Below are 19,366 nucleotides of genomic sequence, written 5' to 3'. Positions count from 1 at the left end.
AGGCATGGGTAACCGTGGAATCACCAGAGACCCGGCTGGCAAGCCGCACCAATCCCTGCGGATCGTGACCAACCGCGAGTTTCTCGATCCCCTTATGCACATAGTCGAGCCGCTCCTCGAGCCGCAACACATCCTCGCCTGCCGCATGAAAGCGAAAATGACCGGGTTCGATGATCCCGGCGTGTATTGTCCCGACCGGGATCTCAAACACACCCGGACTCTGAACAGAGAGAAAGGGGTAATCGACATCGGCCGGGGTACGGCAGACAGATTCACCGAGCAGTGGAAATTGACATCCTCCCCGGCCTGAAGGCCGGGGATTCCAACGGCGCTCAGGAGTGGTATTGAAGCGCTCCTGAACCGCTTCGGTGGGTTCCTGCTTCCGGCCGCCAGCGCGGCTCGATCCACAGGCCATCCGGGCTGACATGCTCATCACACATCCCGACAGAAGCGTCTGCCGTGTCCCGCCCTTAGCACATTGATCGCGCCGACCACATCGGCGTTTTCCTCAAAACCGCATTCCACGCACTCGAACCGATCTTGCGTCTGGCGGTTGTCCGCCGACACATGGCCGCAGCACGGGCAGGTGCGGCTTGTGTTCTGCGGCGGCACGGCAATGAGCCAGCCACCCCGCCATGCCAGCTTGTAGTCCAGTTGCCGGCGAAACTCAAACCAGCCCTGGTCGAGAATGGACTTGTTTAGGCCAGACTTGCCCCGAACGTTTCTGCCCGGCTGTTCGATTGTCCCAGCCGCCGACTTGGTCATGTTCCCTACCTGCAAGTCCTCGATACACACCATCGCGTGGTTTTTGCTGATCGCGGTCGAGGTCTTATGTAGGAAGTCGCGGCGGGCATTACGGATGCGGGAATGAATGCGCTGGACTCTGGCTTTCGCCTTCTTCCAGTTGTTGCTGAATTTCACCTTGCGGGAGAGCGCCTGTTGCGCCTTGCGCAAGCGCGTCTCATGCCGCTTGAAACTATTGAGCGGGGCGTAGACCGTCCCGTCGCTCAAGGTGGCGAAGCGGACAATGCCCATGTCGATGCCAACTGCGCCACCCTGCGGGATGGGCCGCTCTACCTCGCGCTCGGTCTGGATACTCACGAACCACTTGCCGCCGGACTGGCTCACGGTGACGTTCTTCACCACGCCAAGCACCTCACGGCTGTTGCGATACCTCAGCCAGCCAAGTTTCGGCAGGAAGATACGGCTGTTGGCCTGGTCGAGTTTGATTTTTTCCGAATCGGAGTAACGGAAACTGTCGGATTGCCCTTTCTTCTTGAAGCGCGGCGCGTCCGCGCGCTTGGCGAAAAAGTTGGCGTAGGCCTGGTCCAGATCCTTGAGAGACTGCCGCAAGGGATGAACCGGGACATCAGCCAGCCACGCCGTCTCCGTGCTGTTGCGCCACTCGGTAAGTAGCTTGCTCAGTCCAAAATAGCCAAGCTTCTTTTCGCCGGTCGCGTACCGCTCCTGTTGCAACGCCAGCGCCCGGTTGTAGACGAAGCGGCACGACCCCGCGAAGCGGCGCAGGTCGCGCGCCTGATCGCCGTTGGGCTTCAACTCAAATTTGAAGGCTTGAAGCCGTTGCATAGCTCAATCAGTCTCTTGGTCGATGACCATCGCCGCAATGTGTTCAACGGCGATGCCATCGCACAACTGCGAACGATCTTCACCAACGTCTGCACGGATTTTGAAGCACAACTGATCAAGATGGACGGCGAGGACGATCATGTCCACCTGTTGGTAGAGTACCCGCCCAAGGTTGCCGTCTCCAGCCTCGTGAACAGCCTCAAAGGCGCACGCCGATTGTCTGGCTGATCGAGCCAGTCGAGTCCGGTCAGGTCATGGGCATGGCGTTCCAGCCGATTGACCCCGGGATAGCAATGGCTATGTGAGCTAAGCCTGGGTTCGGCGAGCGGCACCTGGGTGACCAACACCAGATATTGGCCCGCTTGTTCGAGACAGGCATAGACCTCGATCGCTTCAGACTCATCCTCGCCATCGCGCACATCGGCCCATAGACCCGCATGGCGCAGACCCATTGCCTGGGCCACCTGGGCGGCTTGGCCCCAATGCTCAGGGGCGAGCGGCAGACGCCAGGCAGGAGCCAGGGCCCTGGGGTTGCTGTCCTTGACCTCGACTCCCGCTGCTGCAAGCTGCGTCAGATATTCGCTCAACCAGGGCTGGGAGTGCGATGAGCTTGCGTATCTGGGCGTCCTGCTCCGCCAACAGCGCCCGCTTCTCGCCCACCTTGCGCCCACCCCCCTTGCCCTTGGGCCCCTTCGCGCCCATAGCGTTTGCAGATGTCGAACACCCCTGCGCCCAACAATCCCCTCTGCGCGCCTATCGCTTCATACCTCCAGCCACGCCGCCGCTCTTCGCACGCCGCAAACGACAGCAATCTCATGTCTCGTCTTTCCATGCCCACGACATCTGGACAGCTCACTCAATTTCAAAAGTATGTGTTTCTTATCAATATATAAAATAACCTCCTAGCGATGCAAAACGGCGCGGTCATTCGGCCTGCTGCCCGGACATGCGAGGTTGCTAGGGTGTATTCTCAATCAAGTCAATCAGGCGATGGTGCAAGCCAGATAAACGAACGACAGGGAAGACGAGGCGAGCTTGTCGTAGCGCGTGGCGATGCGTCTGAATTGCTGGATGCGACAGAAGAAGCGCTTGATCAGATTGCGGTTTTTGTAGAGATGCCGGTTGAACGAGCGCGGATTGAGTCGGTTGGAGCGTGGGGGGATGACCGCCTGGCTGCCCTGTGCGGTCACCGTTTCGACAAGGGCATCCGAGTCGTAACCCTTGTCGGCAATGACGCACTCGGTCGGTTGGTCCTGGATCAACGCCGCGGCCTGCTCGATGTCGGCGACCTGCCCTGCCGAGAGAATGACGCGCAGCGGATTGCCCAAGGCATCCACCGCAACGTGCAGTTTGGTCGTCAACCCGCCCCGCAAGCGACCGATTTCCTGTTGGCCCGCTTTTTTTGGGGCGCCAGCAGAATGTGAGTGGGCGCACACGATGGTCGAGTCGATGAACAGATGCTCCATGTCGGCATCGCCTTGCAGTGCGGCGGCCACGCGCTCCCAAACACCTTTCTCGCGCCAGCGCGAGAAACGCACATATGTCCGGTGCCAGTGGCCCAGCTCGGCTGGCAAATCGCGCCACAGACAGCCGGTGCGCATGATCCAGAGCACGGCTTCGACAACGCGCCGGTTGTCCCTCGCTGTGCAACCCGGATCGCTCTTCTTCCCCGGTAACAGCTGCTCAATGCGTGCCCACCGCTCATCTCATAACATCTTCCGCTCCATCCTGACTCCTGCGCAAAAGTCAGGATATGACCAGACTTCACCCACTGTGAACAGCCCCTCGCCATGTCAGTGACTGTGAACGATTTATGCAACCTCGCTTGCATATGACATAGCACTATGCGCACGATTGAGAAGAGGACCTAGAGAAATACCGAATCAACCTATAACCATCATTTCGGCGCGGTCATGCCGGCCAAAAAGTCAGAACGGCATCCAGAGAGTTCACTGAGATACGGGGCAGCGCATGCGTGGCTGTGAATGAATCAGCGCTTTTCGAGTATGCATTGCGCAGCAAGAGAAAGGTCTTCAAGACCGCCGTTTATTTAAACCTCACAGATAAAGATGTTGCGTATTCTCAAAAAATCCCTGCAGACCGGTGTAGTCACCAAGGCGGTCCCAGTGACCGATTTTGAGCTCGAACGGTTTGGTATCGAGCTTCGTCTCGGGCGGAGCCTGACGATCCGCCAGGTGGATGCCGGTTCATGCAATGCCTGTGAGCTCGAGCTTCATGCGCTCACTAACCCCTATTGCGATCTCGAGCGGTTCGGTGTGCATTTCGTCGCCTCCCCGCGACATGCCGACGCGCTTTTGGTCACCGGCCCGGTCTCGCGCCATATGGAAACCGCTTTACGCCGCACCTGGCGGGCGGTCCCGGCACCCAAGTTCGTCATCGCTGCTGGCGACTGCGCCTTGCACTGGTGGTGAGTTCGGGATCTCTTAGGCAAGCTGCGGGCCAGTCGAGAACGTCATCCCAGTGGATATAAAGATCCCTGGTTGTCCACCCGCACCGGTAGAGCTCTTGCGCGGTTTGCTATGTGCCCTGGCACTTTAATTGCGCAATGTATCGGCGGCTGACCTCGCAACCTCCGCCGAGGTGGGCTCAATCTTCGGATGCGTACAACTTGCGCGCTGCGGCACGCTGACGGGCGGTCTCGATGGTCTCGATCATGGCCGCTTGAGCCTCTGGGTGCCCCTTGTCTTGGCTGGCAAGCGCCTCTTTATGTTGCTGTAACCTTGCCTGACGCTCGCGCGCCTGGCGTTCGAGCCTGGCCTGCTTGGCGAGATGGCGCGTGCGCGTTTGTTCGGCCTTCCGGCGCTCCTTTTCGCGCGCCCAGATCTCGGTCTTGGCATAGCGATAATACTGCACGAGCGGGATATGGCTTGGGCAGACATAGGCGCAGCAGCCGCATTCGATACAGTCGAACAGGTGATAGTCCTGTACCCGATCCAAATCCTTGGCGCGCGCATACCAATAGAGCTGCTGCGGCAAGAGATTGGCCGGACAGACCTCGGCGCAACGCCCGCAGCGGATGCAGGGCAGGGCGGGCCCGGGGTCAGGCGACTCAGCGGCGGTCAAGGCGAGCACACAATTGGTCCCCTTGGCGATCGGTGTTCGGGAATCTTCTATCTTAAAACCCATCATTGGGCCGCCGCAGATGAGCTTGGCAGGCGCTTGGCGATAGCCGCCGCACTGGTCGATAAGATGGGTGATCGGGGTGCCGACCCAGACCTCAAGGTTGCTTGGATTGGCAATGGCCCGTCCCGACACCGTCACCACGCGGCTGATCAAAGGTCGCCCTTCTAAAACAGCATCTGCGACCGCCGCTGCCGTCCCGACGTTTTGGCAGACGATGCCGATCTGGGCAGGGATACTGCTCGTGGGGACCTCGCGCCCACTGAGGATCTTGATGAGTTGTTTCTCGCCGCCGCTCGGATAGAGGGTGGGGATCGCAACGATCTCAGTGTAGCCGCCCATGTCAGTAGCCGCCAGGGCTTGGCGCATGGCAGCGATCGCCTCGGGCTTGTTGTCCTCGATACCGATCAGCACGACCCTGGGCTGCAGGAGATGATGGATGATCCGCACTCCCTCGAAGATATGCAGGGCGCGCTCGCGCATCAGCCGATCATCGCAGGTGATATAGGGCTCGCACTCGGCGCCATTGATGATCAGGGTATGGATCGGGCGGTCAGGCGCTGAATTCAGCTTGACATGGGTCGGAAAGGTCGCTCCACCTAAACCCACGACCCCCGCCCAGCGGATACGCTCGCGGATCAAGCCCGGATCGAGCTGAGGGTAATCAAGTAGGGGGGGCGGCAGCTCAGCCCAGGTCTCTTCGCCATCTGCTTCAATCAGGAAACAAGGGGCAGAGAGACCTGATGGGTGCGGTACCGGATGCGGCTCAATCGCCAGGATTCGCCCTGAGGTCGGGGCATGGATAGGGGCGCTCACCAAACCCTGAGGTTCGGCGATCAGTTGCCCTTTTAAGACCCGTTCGCCCGGGGCGACCAAGGGGCGGGTGGGGGCGCCGATATGCTGTTGCAGCGGGACCCAAAGGCGCTCCGGCAGGGGAACTGACTCGATCGGGCACTGGCTCGATAGTCCCTTTTCATCGGGTATATGGATACCGCCATGAAAGCACCAAAGCGGACGGGCGTTTGTGTCGGGAAGGGGATTTGCCATGAGTCGGGTCGATCCTAGGCGGCCTTGGTCACATCGATGGCGTTGCTGCTCAGCGGCCATGAGGCAGAGGACGGATAAGGCCAGCGCCAATTCTGGATGTCCTGAGGGATAGGGCGCATCTCGATACAATCTACTGGGCAAGGGGCAACGCATAGCTCGCAGCCGGTGCATTCGCTTTCGAGCACCGCATGCAGCTGTTTGGTCGCGCCGATGATCGCATCGACCGGGCAGGCCAGGATGCAGCGGGTACAGCCGATACAGCGTTCCGGATCGATATAGGCTACCACCGGGTCCTTGTGTTTGATCTCCATCGCCATCGGCTCACGGCCAAGCAAATCGGCGAGGGTCAGGACCAGGGACTCACCCCCCGGAAGACAACGATTGATCTCGACCTCGCCCTTGGCAAGAGCCTCAGCATAAGGCCGGCATCCCGGATAACCGCATTGCCCGCATTGGGTCTGGGGCAAGAGGGATTCGATCTGATCGGCGATCGGGTTACCCTCGACCCGAAAGCGCAAGGCCGAATAACCGAGCAAGGCGCCGAAAAAAGCAGCGAGGGCAGCGAGGGCCAAAATGGCGGCAGACATGGCTTAAAAACAGGTAAGGCGCTCAAGACAAGGATCAGTTGGGCACGAGCCCTGCGAAACCCATGAAGGCCAGTGACATGAGGCCTGCTGTGATCAAGGCGATCGGGCTTCCTTTAAAGGGCCCAGGGACATCAGCCACCGCCACCCGCTCGCGGATGGCGGCAAAGAGCGTCAAGACCAAGGAAAACCCAAGGGCGGCACCAAACCCATAGAGCGCCGATTCGACCAGGGTATGCCCCGTCTGTTGATTGAGCAGGGCCACCCCCAGCACAGCGCAATTGGTGGTGATCAGGGGCAGATAGATCCCAAGCAATTGGTACAAAAGCGGGCTTGTCTTGCGCATCACCGTCTCGGTGAACTGGACGACCGAGGCGATCACCAGGATAAAGGCGATGGTGCGCAGATAACCGATCCCTAGGGGCTCGAGGATCAGGGTATTGACGATCCAACTGATCACCGAGGACAGGGTCAGCACAAAGGTGGTCGCCAGACCCATCCCTGTCGCCGTCTCCAGTTTCTTCGAGACCCCCATGAAAGGGCATAGGCCCAAAAACTTCACCAGGACGAAGTTGTTGACCAGGATGGTCCCGACCAGGATGAGGATGTATTCGGTCATGCGGATCGCTTTGCTGCCTGCTCGCAAGAGAGACGCTGTATAGTCCTGTCTGGGCCGAGCGGGGAACCCCTCGGGGATACTATTGCACCCAGGAGCCCCGAGCTCCCCCCGGCAGTCGGATCAGGGCAGCAAGAATACGCTGCCCTTGGCTTGCCAGCAACACGATAGCGTTTAGGGATAAAGTCAGCCTCACCCAGTCGTCCGCCCTTACTAAACGTCCACCCCCGCCTCATGCGCCTCGGCTGCCTCGCGCCCGCGTCTTTCATCGATTCGGCCTGCGAGCAAAAGCGCGATACCAAACAACAGGGCGCACAAGAGCATCGCTTGTTGCAGCCCGAGCCAGGTCTGGAGCAGGCCGATCCCCATCAGCCCAAAGACCCCAGCCAGCTTCATCGCCAGCCCCCAAAAGCCAAAGAGCTCAGCTGAGCGCGAGGGCGGGGCAAAGAGTCCAACCAGGGTACGGGTGCTCGATTGGCAGGCGCCGAGGCTGGCGCCAGCGATACAGCCGACGACCAAAAACACCTGTTGCGCCTGCCAATCCAACCCCAGCCATCGATGCGCCTGGGCCGCAATCTGCGGGGTGAGATAGATCAATAGGATCGCGATGATCCACAACACCAGGGTCAAGACATAGGTCCGGCGCGCCCCGAACCAGTCCTGGATCAATCCGAAGACAAAGGCCCCGGCTGCTGCGGTCAATTGCACTAGAACGAACATCAAGCGGCGCGTCTCCTCATCCCATTGGATCACCTGCGCCCCATAGATGAAGGCATAGGTGATGATGATGGCGATCCCCGCCATCGAAAAGAAGACCGAAAGCAGGAGCCAGGCCAGATCGCGATGCCGATCGAGATGGCGCAAGGTATGGCTGACGCGGCTGAGGCCGAGACCGATATAGGTTTGGCCGGGGGGCAAGGCTCTGGGACTGGCGAGCTCGCGCACCCAGAGAAAGGTCGGGATGGCGGCGAGCATAAAAAACAAGGCGGTCCAAGGCCCAACCCAGCGGATGCGCTCAAAGTTTTCGGCGCTCACCTCGCCGAGCACCAAGAGGACGAACATCGCTGCGACCAGTCCACCGACATAGCCCAAGGCCCAGCCGAATCCCGAGATCTTGCCCAGGTCCTCGGGCGGTCCTAGGTCGGGTAAAAAGCTCGCCACAAAGGATTCGCCCAGGGCAAAGCCAAGGTTAGACAGGATCAAGAGCATTATGGCCAGCCACACCCAGCCTGGCGCAGCCCAATAGAGCCCGGCGGTGGTGATGACTGTGAGCACATAGCTTGCGAATAAAAAGCGTTTTTTGGCCGCTCGATAGTCCATGATTGCCCCGGCCACGGGTGAGATGACCACCACCAACAGATAGCTGAACGCCAAGGACAGGCTCCATAACAAATTCCCTAACCGGTATTCAGGCCCGTCGCCCACGATCACCCGGGTGAAGAGGTCGCCGAAGACCACGGTGATGATGAGGAGCGTATAGGACGAATTGGCAAAGTCGAACATCGCCCAGCCCAGGATCTCGCGGCGGGGGGCAAGGGTGCGGGATGGCATAGGGTCGGCCCCGTGGTTGCGGATGGACCCGGGGATTGTCGCTGAAAGCCGGGGCCGGCGGAAATGCGCGCTATAGTTCGAGTCCTCATTCATCTTGGCACCCACAGCTGTTCTATGTGCAGCATTCTGGCTGGCGCTGCTTGGGACGGATGTTCAGGAGGATGTTCAGGAGGCGCAGGGCGTTGGCGAGGGTCTCTAGCATTCAGCATGATCGCTGCTCGACCAGCGCATATCGCCCCCGTACCCTTGTCATAAACGCTACAAAATGCCCAGCGTTTAATCGCAAAAGATTGATTATCAAAGTATTTATTTTGGAATTCAAATTGCTTGATACCAGGCATAGAGCCTCATCACTCTATCCAATCAGCCATGATCATCTATGACACCACCTTGCACGATGGCGAGCAGTCGGTAGGGGTGGCCTTGGCTCGTGCTGAACGTCTGGCCATCGCCGGCCTGCTCGATGCTCGGCGTCCCCGAGATGGAGGTTGGCATCCCCAGGTTGGCATCCCCGCAATGGGCGAGGTCGAGCGCGATGACATCTGTACCATTTCTGCCCTGGGACTTGCGGCACGCCTGATGGTCTGGAGCCGGCTCAATGCCCAGGACATCGCGACCTGCGCGTGGCTGGACGTATGAAGCGATAGGCGCGCAGAGGGGATTGTTGGGCGCAGGGGTGTTCGACATCTGCAAAGGCTATGGGCGCGAAGGGGCCCAAGGGCTCAAGGAAAGGTGGGTGAGAAGCGGGCGCTGTTGGCGGAGCAGGACGCCCAGATACGCAAGCTCATGTGCGACGGGACACCGGATCAGCTGAAGCTGCCGTTTGCGCTGTGGCAGTTGATCCTCGACCGTTTTGGCATCGAGCTCAGGCCGCAGGGGGAGGGCAAGTACATGGCGCGCTGGGGATTGACGCCCCAGAAACCGATTCGGCGCGCCTATGAGCAAAGCCCGCCGGCGGGCAAGACGTGGCTTGAGGAGATCTACCCGGACATTGCCCAGCGCGCCAAGGCCGAGGGCGCCGAAATCCACTGGGGCGATGAAACGGGGCTGCGCTCGGACGAGGTGCGCGGGCGCTCTTATGCGCCGGCGATCAAGACGCCCGAGATTCGCGTCACGCACCGTCGCGAAGGCCTGTCGGTGATCTCGACGCTGACCAACCGCGGCAAGGTGCCTTGGAAGGCGTTCGCGGGGGCGATGAACGCCGACATCCTGATCGACTTCATGAAGCGGCTCGTCAAGGACGCCAGGGGCAAGAAGATCTTCCTCATCCTCGACAACCTGCGCGTGCATCACACCAAGCCAGTCAAGGCCTGGCTGGCTGCATGCGCCAATCAAATCGAGGCCTCCTCCCTCCCCTATAGCCCGGCACTGAACCCCAACGAGATGCTCAAGGCCACCATCACCGCGCAGGCGCCCTCCCGCGCCAAGGGCGATCTGAAGAAGGCGACCGTCAGCCACCTGCGCCGCCTTCTCAATTCCCCCCAACGCATCATGCGCTACTTCCAGCATCCCAAGCTCCATGATGCCGCGTAATATAAGTTCATTGGTTTCGGATTAATAACCCAATGGCTAAGGATTGGGCTGCTACCCTTCACCTTTTGGGGGTTGGTGGTGGCATCGGTATTCTATTCGCTGCCCTTTGTGGTGCAGCCGATCCAAAACGCTTTCGAATCACTCGGCGACCGACCCCTGGAGGTAGCTGCCACCTTGGGCGCCAAGCCGCTGGACGCCTTCTTCAGCGTGGTAGTCCCGCTCGCCAAGCCGGGTTTTTTGACCGCTATTGTCCTCTGCTTTGCCCATACGGTTGGCGAGTTCGGGGTGGTCTTGATGATCGGCGACAACATCCCCGACAAGACACGGGTGGTCTCGGTGCAGATCTATAACCATGTCGAGGCGCTTGAATATGCCCAGGCGCACTGGCTGTCGGCGAGCATGGTGATCTTCTCCTTCTTGGTGCTCGCCGCCCTCTATAGCCTGAACCCGACAGGGAAAAAGACATGATCGAGGCACGTTTCCGACTGAATTATCCGGCATTCACCCTGGATGTGGACCTCAAACTACCCGCCAGCGGGGTGACGGCGCTCTTCGGTCATTCGGGTTCGGGCAAGACCACGCTCCTGTGCGCGATCTGCGCGCGATCGCCGGTCTTGAGTGCGTCCCTGACGGGCGGCTGCTGTTCGACGGCGAGGTCTGGCAGGAGGGCAAGACCTTTGTGCCGACCTATCGGCGACCGCTCGGCTATGTCTTTCAGGAGGCGAGCCCATTCCCCCATCTGTCAGTGCGTGAGAACCTCGACTATGGAATGAAGCGACGCGGCGCCAATGGCGCCGGCTTCGCCGAAACGATCGAGCTTCTGGGGATAGGCCATCTGCTCGACCGCCGGCCCGAGCGTCTGTCGGGCGGCGAGCGCTAACGGGTGGCGATCGCCCGTACCTTGCTCACCAAGCCGCGCCTGTTGCTGATGGACGAACCGTTGGGGGCCTTAGATGTCGCGCGCAAGCGCGAGATCCTGCCCTATCTCGAACATCTACACGAGACCCTCAAGATCCCCGTGCTCTATGTCAGCCACGCCCCAGAGGAGGTCGCGCGTCTGGTCGATCATCTAGTGGCCCTGGAAGGCAGGCGGGTCATCGCCTCTGGCCCCCTGGCCGAGACCCTAACCCGTCTCGACCTGCTGATCCGTCTGGGCGAGAACGCAGGGGTAGTGCTCGCCGGGGCCCCGGTCGAACGCGACCCCGATTGGCACCTGGCGCGCATCGAACTGCCTGGCGGTATCAGTCTCTGGGCGCGCGATGAAGGCTATCCGCTGGGCAAACAGGTGCGAGTGCGGGTGCTGGCGCGGGATGTGAGTCTCTCGCACGCCGAGCTTTTGGGCTCCAGTATCTTCAACCACTTTCCGCTTACCGTCCAAGAGATCACCCCAGATGTCCATCCGGCACTGTGTTTGGCGCGCGTCGCCGTCGGCGAACAATGGCTCCTGGCGCGCCTAACCCGCCGCTCGGCTGAGTCTCTGGCGCTCAAGCCGGAGGATCGGGTCTGGGCCCAGCTCAAGGTCGCGGGCGTGCTGGTATAGGCGGTAAGGTGCGCGATGCGCACCCTATTGATTTAAAAAATCGAGAAAAATTCAAGTAAGGTGCGGAAGTCAGCGGGCACCAGGCTGTCGCTTGATCAGCGCTTCCCTAAAACCTAGGGTGTATTCTCAATCAAGTCAATCAGGCGATGGTGCAAGCCAGATAAACGAACGACAGGGAAGACGAGGCGAGCTTGTCGTAGCGCGTGGTGATGCGTCTGAATTGCTGGATGCGACAGAAGAAGCGCTTGATCAGATTGCGGTTTTTGTAGAGATGCCGGTTGAACGAGCGCGGATTGAGTCGGTTGGAGCGTGGGGGATGACCGCCTGGCTGCCCTGTGCGGTCACCGTTTCGACAAGGGCATCCGAGTCGTAACCCTTGTCGGCAATGACGCACTCGGTCGGTTGGTCCTGGATTAACGCCGCGGCCTGCTCGATGTCGGCGACCTGCCCTGCCGAGAGAATGACGCGCAGCGGATTGCCCAAGGCATCCACCGCAACGTGCAGTTTGGTCGTCAACCCGCCCCGCAAGCGACCGATTTCCTGTTGGCCCGCTTTTTTGGGGCGCCAGCAGAATGTGAGTGGGCGCGCACGATGGTCGAGTCGATGAACAGATGCTCCATGTCGGCATCGCCTTGCAGTGCGGCGGCCACGCGCTCCCAAACACCTTTCTCGCGCCAGCGCGAGAAACGCACATATGTCCGGTGCCAGTGGCCCAGCTCGGCTGGCAAATCGCGCCACAGACAGCCGGTGCGCATGATCCAGAGCACGGCTTCGACAACGCGCCGGTTGTCCCTCGCTGTGCAACCCGGATCGCTCTTCTTCCCCGGTAACAGCTGCTCAATGCGTGCCCACCGCTCATCTCATAACATCTTCCGCTCCATCCTGACTCCTGCGCAAAAGTCAGGATATGACCAGACTTCACCCACTGTGAACAGCCCCTCGCCATGTCAGTGACTGTGAACGATTTATGCAACCTCGCTTGCATATGACATAGCACTATGCGCACGATTGAGAAGAGGACCTAATAAGATCGATGCAGCCAATCGCGCACGACCTGGACATCGCGTTCGGGTAGATAGCTAAAACCCTCCTGAACGTTCTCCATGATCGCGGTGGCGACGGCGTGATGGACCTGTGATGCAGCAAAGAATCTCCACCGCATAGCGCTCTCTTGGGCGAGTGGCGCCCGAAGTCACGCCGATGTAGAAGAAGGCGCTGGCTGAGGTGGCAAAACCGAAGTGAAACCGGCCTCGGTGCAGCAGGCATCAGACCTGTCCTCTTGGGACAGGGTTTGCGCAACGGCTGGCCTCTTGGCGCCATTGGCGATAGTGGTCGAGATGGGTGCGGATGCTGAGGAGCCAATGGTTGGAAAAGACGGGGCTTGCCCGGCGCTGTTTCGCCCCCACTCCTCGACAAAGCGATGGATCGGCCGCGGTTCGGCGTATTGCGGGCGGATGTTCTCCAACAGCTCAGCCATGTCGGTTAGGCGTCCGAGCTGATAGAAGGTCTCTAACTGTCAGATTTAAGAGCGCAAAGCGATGCTGCGCCGACGCGGAATAACAGGGATGCTCGGCGATCCACCGCTCGATCGGCTCGGGCAGGGTAGGGGTGCTGCACCCGCCCGGGCGACAGCTGCCTTGCACAAGGGTCTTGATAGGCTGGGCCAAGCTGCGTCTCCGTCGATGGGTTTGCTGGTCATTATGCAAAAAATTACAATACATAAATTTTTAATTTTAAAGGGTATTTTTAATTTGGCGTGGCGGCCAACTTGTAAGGTGCAATTTGTCGTATGGGCGACCAATCCCTCTCTAGCCGTCAGGTTGTTTTTCGGCACCTGGCAAAAGCACACTCCGCTCCCCTCCGGCTAGGGCCAGATTTGCGCGGAACCTATCCAAGGCGTGTTGGTGTTGAGACGTCCATGCAGGCAGGTGCGCAGCGAGGGATTGCCATTATTGAAACGCCTCAATGAGCGTCTTGATGTCCTTGTCATTGATTCTAAGCGACCCCGCTGGGTCGCCTTGGATGCGGAACCGATGCCGGCTTGGGCCCTTGGACTGACGTTTCTCCTCACCCATGAGTTTAAGCACCACTGCTGCTGCCCTAAGACTACGCTGTTGCTCGGGCGGCTTGTTACGGGCGATCTCCTCGATTAGGCGATCTAGGTCCTGCACCCCTATCTCCAGATCTAGATCGAGGACTGCCGGCACAGAGGTTGCGGATCCATCGCTCTCCTTGACCTCCACCCTACCGGTTAGGGTCACCCGACCGGCAGGCATCCCGAGGTCCAGGGTCTTGACCTCAAGCACGGCCTTTTGTCGGGCGAGCCATTCCAGCGCCTGTTCCTGATCCGGCTGGGCAAGCGACAAGGCGAGCAGCAAGAGGCCCAGGTTGTCGGCTGAGAATGCTCCATCTAGCTCGGCCTGGGTGGGAATGAGTCCAGGGGGGACATCAGGATCAGGTAGCGCTTGGATGCCATCGTGTCGATAGGAGAGGCGCAGACTGGGGCGACAGGTATCCAGGTCGCTCAGGGTCAATCTGGCCCCCAGGGCTTTAAGGTCAAGGGGCTCCTTATCCAGGGGGCGGACGTGCAGACCTTCAAGGTCAAAACCAATCGCGCAAGAGGCGAGCAGTCGGGCAAGGACTTGGGTGAGGCTGTCAAGCGCCGGCGGTTGATCGGTCCCCGCTGCCAACAGGGTCTTAAGGAGCGGTCCCACAGCCAACCGCTCGATGGCAAGCTCCATCGACCAGGCGTCAAGGTCCATCTTGCCCTTCGGGCCTTGGATGCGCAGCTCTTTGAGCTCGGGTCGCAGCTTAAGCGTCCAGAGACTGCCGTCGAGCGCATTTGGGGTGCCCTGCGCCCTCAGAGCGAACCCCCCTAGGCGGTACTGGACCTGTGCTGAGCGATCAGCGACCTCGAGGTCGCTTAAGCTGACTGCGGCCTCGATCGGTTCGCTCCCCTGGAAGAGACGGGCGATGCCCTGATCCAAGGTCTCCGGATCGACCGTACCCGCATCAAGCAGCTCGAACAGGTCCGAGGCAGCAGCCATCTGTTCTTCAAGGTCCTGACTGCGGTAGTCAAACCTGAGTTCCAGGACCCCGAGCCTGAACGCGTTGTCTTCTCCCTCAGCGCTTAGATCTTTGATGGACAGCGACTCGTTATAGGTCTGCCGCGGTCCATGCCCAGAGATAACCTGATACTGCACCGAACCAAGCTGCAGGCTGCCTTGAGGGAGCTCCTCTAGCGGTGAGGTCAGGGCCAAGCCCTCATAGAAAGTCAGGAGGACCAGCGGGATACCTGGCTTGAGCTTCAGGTCTTCGAGCTCGAGGTCCAACGACTCAAGCCCCTGGTCGGACGACCAGCCTAGACCCAGGCGCCGCTCGGAGATTTCGAGGATGTCGGTCACAGACCTGGAGCGATCCCACAGGACGACCCGCGCCGGCCAATCAAGCACCCCTTGCCAGCGACCATTGGTTGAAATGAGCTCCCCCCTGACCCACCCGAGCTCAAAGGCGGCCAATGGTTCGGATTCCTCTGGATCTACAGGGAGTTCGAGGCGCGCAAAGGGTAGAAGCAGGCTTATGATTCCCTTATCCTCGCTGACCTCGGGGCGGCCGCCGAGCTTGAGCCAACCAGCGTCCGCGAGGCCCTCATCGAGCCAGGCAGCCAGGGCCCGCGCGCTCTGCGTAGGCTGAGGGGCCGCCAGGGGTTGACCGTTGCGATCCAAGACCGCCATCCACAGCCCAGGTGCAAGATCCACAGATGCTTGGCTGATCCCGCCGAGGAGTAGCGCTTCACCATGACGCCTCAGATCCGTCCAGCGATCGAGCCCTGGATCGCGGCCATAGACCCGAAGCCAAAGCGGTTCGGCCTGTGCTGAGAGCCGTGCAAGCCAGGCGTCCTGTCCCTGGGTCATGCCGCCCAGCCATAGATCCCCTGAGTCATCGCGTTCCAACAGCTCGAGGGTTGAAGCCCCCGCCAGCATCCCGCTGCCGAGCGCAAGGCGTTGGGTCTCAAGCGGCCTGCCATCGCCTGCACACCAGCGCAGCCATAGGCTAGCCGTCTCCCGTTCCACTCCAGCGAGCAGCATCCGGCCATCGGCAAGGGTAAGGAGGGGCGGTAAGCGTTCGGTCTTCAGCCCCTCATGCAGGCGCTCCCATCTGAGTCGACCCTGGCGATCGATACCGGCGGACCAGACCATGCCTTGCTCGGTGAGACCGACGGCCGCCCAACCCTCGGCAACCGCTGTCAGACCGCGGACGGTCTTGACGTGGGGGAACGATAGGCGCCAGAACATATCGCCATTGGGTCTGAGCGAGGCGACCAGACCCACGGGGATACCGTCCTCCGACCAGTACTGGCCCGCGACCAGGAGCTGACCGCTATCTCGATCCTGCTGGATCGCGAACGGCTGGACATCGATGATCCTGGACCACAGCGGCTCGCCCCCATCATCCAGCGCCAGCATAAAGCCAGGGTGCTCGGGCCCAAGCTCGCCTGCAACCAAGAGACCCACCCCTGGGTTCCACACCAAAGCGGTCACCTGGGCATCGAATGGGCCGTCCAAGGAGCGGGTCCAGAGCAGTTCGTGCTGGCGGCTGAAACGCGCCACCCAGATCTCCAATCCACCCGGGCCCTTGACGCCTGCCGCTGCGACATAGCCCCCATCGGGCAGGGCCAGGATACGTGTCCCCTCGAGATATTCGAGATCCAGTCCCTCGACAGACATCCCCCGCTCGAAGACACGCATGGCCGGGGCTGGGGACCAAAGGCGCTCTCTGATCTGAGGCTTGGATTGAGTCAGTTGAACAGGGGAAGGACTGTCAGTTTGGGAAACCTTCCCCGATGCAGGGGGCTCAGCTTGGGGGGTAGGGCCCTGGATGGGCAGAGCAGAGGAGGCAAAGGCCGGGCCTATCCGCATGGCTGGCCCATCGACGGCTAGCGTCTGAATCGCTTTACCCGATAAGACCGGTTGGGCACTGGCGTTTGCCTGCAGTAGGCAGCAAAGCGGGAGGACAATGACAGACAGGATCTCACCCCTAGCGCTTTTGAGAAGCTGTCGCCCTAAACAGATGAACTGCCTTAGGCGAATCCATGGTCTAGAGTCAAGCATGGTCTTGGTCCAAGGGGGTTCTATTCAGATCTCAGGGAATTGCCATTTAAGGTGAACGCCGGCGTGTCCCCGTATAGTTTCCGGTCAGATCACCTTCGCCATAGCCCCAGCTACCGGTGAATGTATTTTGATCTTGCTCAGAAGTGGCTTCCCCCAAAATTTCGTCTTCCAAGGGATGAGGTATAACGCCCAGTAAATTGGAAGGAGCAACGAAGTTGAAGAAACCAAAGTAGGAATACACACCCAGAATTTCTGGAGTTGGCGGTCAAGCGGGTAAAGGCTGGCCAGACGATCGGTGCAGTCGCGAAGGAACTGGGGCTGGTCGATCAAGCCACAGATGACGGCGGACATTGTGATCGCTAGGTTGAGCATAGCGTGGTTCCGCAGAAAGCCTGCACCGAGACTGATTCACCATTCGGACAGGGGAAGCCAGTATACGAACCACGCCTTTCAGGCGCAGTTGCAAGAGTACGGCATGATCTGCTCGCTGAGTCGCAAAGGGAATTGTTGGGACAACGCGTCGACGGAGAGCTTCTTACACAGCCTGCAGAATGAACGGGTGCATGGCAGGTGTTACAGTACGCAGGCCGAAGTCAAGGCAGATATCTTTGATGACATCAAGCCGTTCTACAACCGCAGGCGAAAGCATTCCACACGCGGCTACGCCTTTCCCAGACAATTCCTGGAAGACTGGATCACGGCTCAGCACAAGCAAAAATTGGCAGCATAATGCCGCTGGGTTGGAGGACGAAAAACCGAGGAAAACTCAGTTTAAACCCGGCGTCCTTGATAAACGCTATTGCCCCGCGCATCATCCCTTTCCCCCTTTTACCAGCAATCAGACCGAGCTTGAATAGCCTAAGTAATATAGTTCACCCATGAATAGTCGAATGGGGGTTTTTAAACCGCGCCGCTTGGTCCTCACTGGACCCGAGTCCACGGGCAAGAGCACCCTGGCAGTGCGTTTAGCCGCCCATTTTCGCGTCCCCCTAGTCCCCGAATTTGCCCGCGCCTATATCCAAGACAAGCTCCTGCGCTGTGGGCGAAACTGTGCGCTTGAAGACGTCCCGGCCATCGCTTGGGGGCAGCGGGCCGCGGAGGACAAGGCCCTGGCCCAGAGTCCAGAGGGGTTGATCATCTGCGACACTGATCTTTTGACCATCCGCATCTGGTCTGAATGCTTCTTTGGCAGGGTCCCCACTGAGATCGAGCCGTTGTTAGAACAGCTCAGGTCGCGTCTGCCCCAGGACCTTTACCTGCTCACCGATATCGATGTCCCTTGGATCGCCGATGGCATCCGCGATCGCCCGGGCGACCGAGCAGGGCAGATGGCGCTCTTTCAAACGCGCCTGGCCGAGATGGGTTCTCAGGCGATACTGATCGCGGGCGGTTGGGAGGAGCGTCTCGAACGAGCGATCGCGGCGATCGGGCACTGGCTTGCAGATTCTGCTTGAGGCGCTCACTGAGCCGTTTCGCCTACGGAGAGCCGCTGATCGCAGGCTTTCAGGGCTGTCCGCAGAGCTGGAAGGTACGCAATGCATAGCCTATGGCCAGGGGCTTGAACTGCTCGCCAATTATTTGACCATTGTTGTGCGTTTAATGATTTGTTTATGAAATGCAAGCTTATCAGCATTCGCGAGGCCGCCGAAGCGCTGGGTGTACACGTGCAGACGCTGCGGCGCTGGGGGCGCGAGGGTCGGCTGCTTCCCGATGAGCGCACGGCTGGCGTGCACCGCGCCGTGGAGGAGGCACAAGTATGCTGATGGCGCACAAAATCGCGCCCGATCCCAATAATGCGCAGGTCACGTATTTTGCCAAGGCGTGCGGTGTGGCGCGTTTTGCCTATAACTGGGCGCTTGAGCAGTGGGGCAAGCAGTATGAGGCGTGGAAGCGGGACAACGGCCTGCCCAAGCCAAGCGAGGCGGCGCTGCGCCGACAGCTCAACGCGATCAAGCGGCAGCAGTTTCCGTGAATGCTGGAGGTCACCAAATGCGCGCCGCAGCTGGCGATCATCCAGCTGGGGGCTGCGTTCAAGAGCTTCTTTGCTGACCGTGCCCGCTACCCAACCTTCCGTAAGAAGGGCGGGCACGATCGCTTCACCCTCACCAACGACCAGGTGAATATCGACGGTTGCCGCATACGCATTCCCAATCTTGGCCCGCAAGCCTGACACGACGCTTCCACACCATCTGCATCGAAGACCTGCACGTGCGCGGGACGCCGCGCAACCGGCATCTGGCCCGCAGTATTGCCGATATGGGCGTTACCGAGTTCCGTCGGCAACTGCAGTACAAGGCGGCGATGCGTGGCGGGTGGGTGATGGTAGTAGATCGCTTCTACCCAAGCAGCAAGCGGTGCTCGGCGTGCGGCCATGTGATGGAGGAGATGCCGCTGTCGGTGAGGCGCTGGACGTGCCCTGAGTGTGGCACAACCCACGACCGTGACGTGAATGCGGCCAGGAATATCCTGGCCAATGGTCTGGCCCGCCTAAGCGGCCCTACGGCGAGTTCCGCCGAACCTGAAGCCTGTGGAGAGAAAGACTCTGGCGCACCAAGCTTGTGCTTGGTGCGTGAAACCGCCTCGATGAAGCAGGAAGTCAGATTTGTTCCCGTTTGAGCAGGAACGAGTAAGTCTGATGGGACGGTTGAGCTGGACA

At 60.0% G+C, this 19,366-nt stretch carries 23 protein-coding genes and 5 pseudogenes; 16 read left to right on the top strand and 12 right to left on the bottom strand.

Annotation, left to right across the window (positions count from 1 at the left end):
- The first annotated feature begins 4 nt into the window (after nt 1-4).
- Entirely contained in the window at nt 5-310 is a 306-nt protein-coding gene (locus tag GWK36_RS15860) for a hypothetical protein (protein WP_343033160.1), read from the top strand.
- Between the two features lie 122 nt (nt 311-432).
- Here GWK36_RS15860 and GWK36_RS07325 read toward each other — a convergent pair whose 3' ends face one another.
- On the bottom strand, nt 433-1,587 hold the full coding sequence (locus GWK36_RS07325) for an RNA-guided endonuclease InsQ/TnpB family protein (protein WP_166270585.1): 1,155 nt from the start codon (nt 1,585-1,587) through the stop codon (nt 433-435).
- 24 nt (nt 1,588-1,611) lie between these two features.
- Between GWK36_RS07325 and tnpA the strand changes: the two are divergent.
- Nucleotides 1,612-1,794: pseudogene (tnpA, locus tag GWK36_RS07320) on the top strand (IS200/IS605 family transposase); the annotation flags it as partial.
- Here the strand turns inward: tnpA and GWK36_RS07315 are convergent.
- From GWK36_RS07315 to GWK36_RS07305, 3 genes are all read right to left on the bottom strand, one after another.
- On the bottom strand, nt 1,725-2,039 hold the full coding sequence (locus GWK36_RS07315) for an NADH-quinone oxidoreductase subunit C (protein ID WP_246237818.1): 315 nt from the start codon (nt 2,037-2,039) through the stop codon (nt 1,725-1,727). The pseudogene tnpA and the gene GWK36_RS07315 sit on opposite strands and share 70 nt — an antisense overlap.
- A gap of 131 nt (nt 2,040-2,170) precedes the next feature.
- The gene (locus GWK36_RS07310) at nt 2,171-2,404 is read right to left on the bottom strand and encodes a hypothetical protein (RefSeq protein WP_166270583.1); all 234 of its coding nucleotides are present in this window, start codon (nt 2,402-2,404) and stop codon (nt 2,171-2,173) included.
- 166 nt (nt 2,405-2,570) lie between these two features.
- Nucleotides 2,571-3,275 carry an IS5 family transposase gene (locus GWK36_RS07305; RefSeq protein WP_246237816.1) on the bottom strand — a complete coding sequence of 235 codons (705 nt, stop codon included), beginning with the start codon at nt 3,273-3,275 and terminating at the stop codon, nt 2,571-2,573.
- 381 nt (nt 3,276-3,656) lie between these two features.
- Between GWK36_RS07305 and GWK36_RS07300 the strand changes: the two genes are divergently transcribed.
- Together GWK36_RS07300 and GWK36_RS16060 are read left to right on the top strand one after the other, a co-directional pair.
- Complete coding sequence (locus tag GWK36_RS07300; RefSeq protein WP_343033159.1) at nt 3,657-4,019, top strand: NADH-quinone oxidoreductase subunit B family protein; 363 nt, start codon at nt 3,657-3,659, stop codon at nt 4,017-4,019.
- 49 nt (nt 4,020-4,068) lie between these two features.
- Nucleotides 4,069-4,146, top strand: a complete 78-nt coding sequence (locus GWK36_RS16060; protein WP_425482795.1) for a hypothetical protein — start codon at nt 4,069-4,071, stop codon at nt 4,144-4,146.
- 48 nt (nt 4,147-4,194) lie between these two features.
- On the opposite strand, the gene rsxC is transcribed toward GWK36_RS16060, so the two are convergent.
- The 5 genes from rsxC to GWK36_RS07275 form a co-directional block, all read right to left on the bottom strand.
- On the bottom strand, nt 4,195-5,775 hold the full coding sequence (rsxC, locus tag GWK36_RS07295; protein ID WP_166270582.1) for an electron transport complex subunit RsxC: 1,581 nt from the start codon (nt 5,773-5,775) through the stop codon (nt 4,195-4,197).
- Between the two features lie 14 nt (nt 5,776-5,789).
- Nucleotides 5,790-6,362, bottom strand: a complete 573-nt coding sequence (gene rsxB / locus GWK36_RS07290) for an electron transport complex subunit RsxB (protein ID WP_166270581.1) — start codon at nt 6,360-6,362, stop codon at nt 5,790-5,792.
- Between the two features lie 34 nt (nt 6,363-6,396).
- Complete coding sequence (gene rsxA / locus GWK36_RS07285; protein WP_166270580.1) at nt 6,397-6,978, bottom strand: electron transport complex subunit RsxA; 582 nt, start codon at nt 6,976-6,978, stop codon at nt 6,397-6,399.
- Between the two features lie 210 nt (nt 6,979-7,188).
- Nucleotides 7,189-8,526 (bottom strand): MFS transporter, encoded by a 1,338-nt coding sequence (locus GWK36_RS07280; protein WP_166270579.1) that lies wholly within the window; start codon nt 8,524-8,526, stop codon nt 7,189-7,191.
- An 89-nt stretch (nt 8,527-8,615) separates the two neighbouring features.
- On the bottom strand, nt 8,616-8,867 hold the full coding sequence (locus GWK36_RS07275; RefSeq protein WP_166270578.1) for a hypothetical protein: 252 nt from the start codon (nt 8,865-8,867) through the stop codon (nt 8,616-8,618).
- Between the two features lie 28 nt (nt 8,868-8,895).
- Between GWK36_RS07275 and GWK36_RS07270 the strand changes: the two genes are divergently transcribed.
- The 6 genes and pseudogenes from GWK36_RS07270 (at nt 8,896) to GWK36_RS15850 (ending at nt 11,599) form a co-directional block, all read left to right on the top strand.
- Nucleotides 8,896-9,165 carry a beta/alpha barrel domain-containing protein gene (locus GWK36_RS07270; RefSeq protein ID WP_166270577.1) on the top strand — a complete coding sequence of 90 codons (270 nt, stop codon included), beginning with the start codon at nt 8,896-8,898 and terminating at the stop codon, nt 9,163-9,165.
- 21 nt (nt 9,166-9,186) lie between these two features.
- Nucleotides 9,187-10,059 (top strand): IS630 family transposase, encoded by an 873-nt coding sequence (locus GWK36_RS07265; RefSeq protein ID WP_166272533.1) that lies wholly within the window; start codon nt 9,187-9,189, stop codon nt 10,057-10,059.
- An 18-nt stretch (nt 10,060-10,077) separates the two neighbouring features.
- Nucleotides 10,078-10,527, top strand: a pseudogene (locus GWK36_RS07260) (molybdate ABC transporter permease subunit); the annotation flags it as partial.
- Nucleotides 10,524-10,622 (top strand): annotated as a pseudogene (locus GWK36_RS16055) (hypothetical protein); the annotation flags it as partial. The pseudogenes GWK36_RS07260 and GWK36_RS16055, both read left to right, overlap by 4 nt.
- A gap of 23 nt (nt 10,623-10,645) precedes the next feature.
- The gene (locus tag GWK36_RS15855) at nt 10,646-10,939 is read left to right on the top strand and encodes an ATP-binding cassette domain-containing protein (RefSeq protein ID WP_343033158.1); all 294 of its coding nucleotides are present in this window, start codon (nt 10,646-10,648) and stop codon (nt 10,937-10,939) included.
- Between the two features lie 3 nt (nt 10,940-10,942).
- Nucleotides 10,943-11,599 (top strand): TOBE domain-containing protein, encoded by a 657-nt coding sequence (locus GWK36_RS15850; RefSeq protein ID WP_343033157.1) that lies wholly within the window; start codon nt 10,943-10,945, stop codon nt 11,597-11,599.
- 139 nt (nt 11,600-11,738) lie between these two features.
- On the opposite strand, the pseudogene GWK36_RS07250 reads toward GWK36_RS15850, so the two are convergent.
- The 3 genes and pseudogenes from GWK36_RS07250 to GWK36_RS07240 all read right to left on the bottom strand — a co-directional run bounded on the left by GWK36_RS07250 (nt 11,739) and on the right by GWK36_RS07240 (nt 16,326).
- Nucleotides 11,739-12,441, bottom strand: a pseudogene (locus GWK36_RS07250) (IS5 family transposase).
- Between the two features lie 179 nt (nt 12,442-12,620).
- The gene (locus GWK36_RS07245) at nt 12,621-12,761 is read right to left on the bottom strand and encodes a hypothetical protein (RefSeq protein WP_166270576.1); all 141 of its coding nucleotides are present in this window, start codon (nt 12,759-12,761) and stop codon (nt 12,621-12,623) included.
- Nucleotides 12,762-13,548: 787 nt separating this feature from the next.
- Nucleotides 13,549-16,326 carry a hypothetical protein gene (locus tag GWK36_RS07240; protein WP_166270575.1) on the bottom strand — a complete coding sequence of 926 codons (2,778 nt, stop codon included), beginning with the start codon at nt 16,324-16,326 and terminating at the stop codon, nt 13,549-13,551.
- 700 nt (nt 16,327-17,026) lie between these two features.
- Here GWK36_RS07240 and GWK36_RS07235 point away from each other — a divergent pair.
- The 6 genes and pseudogenes from GWK36_RS07235 to GWK36_RS14915 form a co-directional block, all read left to right on the top strand.
- Nucleotides 17,027-17,440 (top strand): annotated as a pseudogene (locus tag GWK36_RS07235) (DDE-type integrase/transposase/recombinase); the annotation flags it as partial.
- A gap of 148 nt (nt 17,441-17,588) precedes the next feature.
- Nucleotides 17,589-18,164, top strand: coding sequence for an AAA family ATPase (locus GWK36_RS07230; protein ID WP_166270573.1), 576 nt, complete (start codon nt 17,589-17,591; stop codon nt 18,162-18,164).
- A gap of 156 nt (nt 18,165-18,320) precedes the next feature.
- Entirely contained in the window at nt 18,321-18,473 is a 153-nt protein-coding gene (locus GWK36_RS07225; RefSeq protein WP_166270572.1) for a MerR family DNA-binding transcriptional regulator, read from the top strand.
- Complete coding sequence (locus GWK36_RS14925; protein ID WP_210756721.1) at nt 18,467-18,682, top strand: helix-turn-helix domain-containing protein; 216 nt, start codon at nt 18,467-18,469, stop codon at nt 18,680-18,682. The genes GWK36_RS07225 and GWK36_RS14925 overlap by 7 nt, the downstream gene beginning before the upstream one ends.
- The gene (locus tag GWK36_RS14920) at nt 18,683-18,880 is read left to right on the top strand and encodes a hypothetical protein (RefSeq protein WP_210756892.1); all 198 of its coding nucleotides are present in this window, start codon (nt 18,683-18,685) and stop codon (nt 18,878-18,880) included. It begins immediately after the preceding gene.
- A gap of 38 nt (nt 18,881-18,918) precedes the next feature.
- Nucleotides 18,919-19,326, top strand: a complete 408-nt coding sequence (locus tag GWK36_RS14915) for an RNA-guided endonuclease InsQ/TnpB family protein (protein WP_246237813.1) — start codon at nt 18,919-18,921, stop codon at nt 19,324-19,326.
- Nucleotides 19,327-19,366: the final 40 nt, after the last annotated feature.

This window comes from Caldichromatium japonicum, assembly GCF_011290485.1.
GTDB lineage: Bacteria > Pseudomonadota > Gammaproteobacteria > Chromatiales > Chromatiaceae > Thermochromatium > Thermochromatium japonicum.
This window is presented reverse-complemented; position numbering and strand designations above follow the sequence as displayed.

Coding starts and splice junctions, on each gene's coding strand:
- GWK36_RS15860 (WP_343033160.1), top strand. CDS start 5: ATGGGTAACCGTGGAATCACCAGAGACCCGGCTGGCAAGCCGCACCAA.
- GWK36_RS07325 (WP_166270585.1), bottom strand. CDS start 1,587: ATGCAACGGCTTCAAGCCTTCAAATTTGAGTTGAAGCCCAACGGCGAT.
- GWK36_RS07315 (WP_246237818.1), bottom strand. CDS start 2,039: ATGGGTCTGCGCCATGCGGGTCTATGGGCCGATGTGCGCGATGGCGAG.
- GWK36_RS07310 (WP_166270583.1), bottom strand. CDS start 2,404: ATGAGATTGCTGTCGTTTGCGGCGTGCGAAGAGCGGCGGCGTGGCTGG.
- GWK36_RS07300 (WP_343033159.1), top strand. CDS start 3,657: ATGTTGCGTATTCTCAAAAAATCCCTGCAGACCGGTGTAGTCACCAAG.
- rsxC (WP_166270582.1), bottom strand. CDS start 5,775: ATGGCAAATCCCCTTCCCGACACAAACGCCCGTCCGCTTTGGTGCTTT.
- rsxB (WP_166270581.1), bottom strand. CDS start 6,362: ATGTCTGCCGCCATTTTGGCCCTCGCTGCCCTCGCTGCTTTTTTCGGC.
- rsxA (WP_166270580.1), bottom strand. CDS start 6,978: ATGACCGAATACATCCTCATCCTGGTCGGGACCATCCTGGTCAACAAC.
- GWK36_RS07280 (WP_166270579.1), bottom strand. CDS start 8,526: ATGCCATCCCGCACCCTTGCCCCCCGCCGCGAGATCCTGGGCTGGGCG.
- GWK36_RS07275 (WP_166270578.1), bottom strand. CDS start 8,867: ATGCCTGGTATCAAGCAATTTGAATTCCAAAATAAATACTTTGATAAT.
- GWK36_RS07270 (WP_166270577.1), top strand. CDS start 8,896: ATGATCATCTATGACACCACCTTGCACGATGGCGAGCAGTCGGTAGGG.
- GWK36_RS07245 (WP_166270576.1), bottom strand. CDS start 12,761: ATGCGGTGGAGATTCTTTGCTGCATCACAGGTCCATCACGCCGTCGCC.
- GWK36_RS07240 (WP_166270575.1), bottom strand. CDS start 16,326: ATGTCTGTCGAGGGACTGGATCTCGAATATCTCGAGGGGACACGTATC.
- GWK36_RS07230 (WP_166270573.1), top strand. CDS start 17,589: ATGAATAGTCGAATGGGGGTTTTTAAACCGCGCCGCTTGGTCCTCACT.
- GWK36_RS07225 (WP_166270572.1), top strand. CDS start 18,321: ATGAAATGCAAGCTTATCAGCATTCGCGAGGCCGCCGAAGCGCTGGGT.
- GWK36_RS14925 (WP_210756721.1), top strand. CDS start 18,467: ATGCTGATGGCGCACAAAATCGCGCCCGATCCCAATAATGCGCAGGTC.
- GWK36_RS14920 (WP_210756892.1), top strand. CDS start 18,683: ATGCTGGAGGTCACCAAATGCGCGCCGCAGCTGGCGATCATCCAGCTG.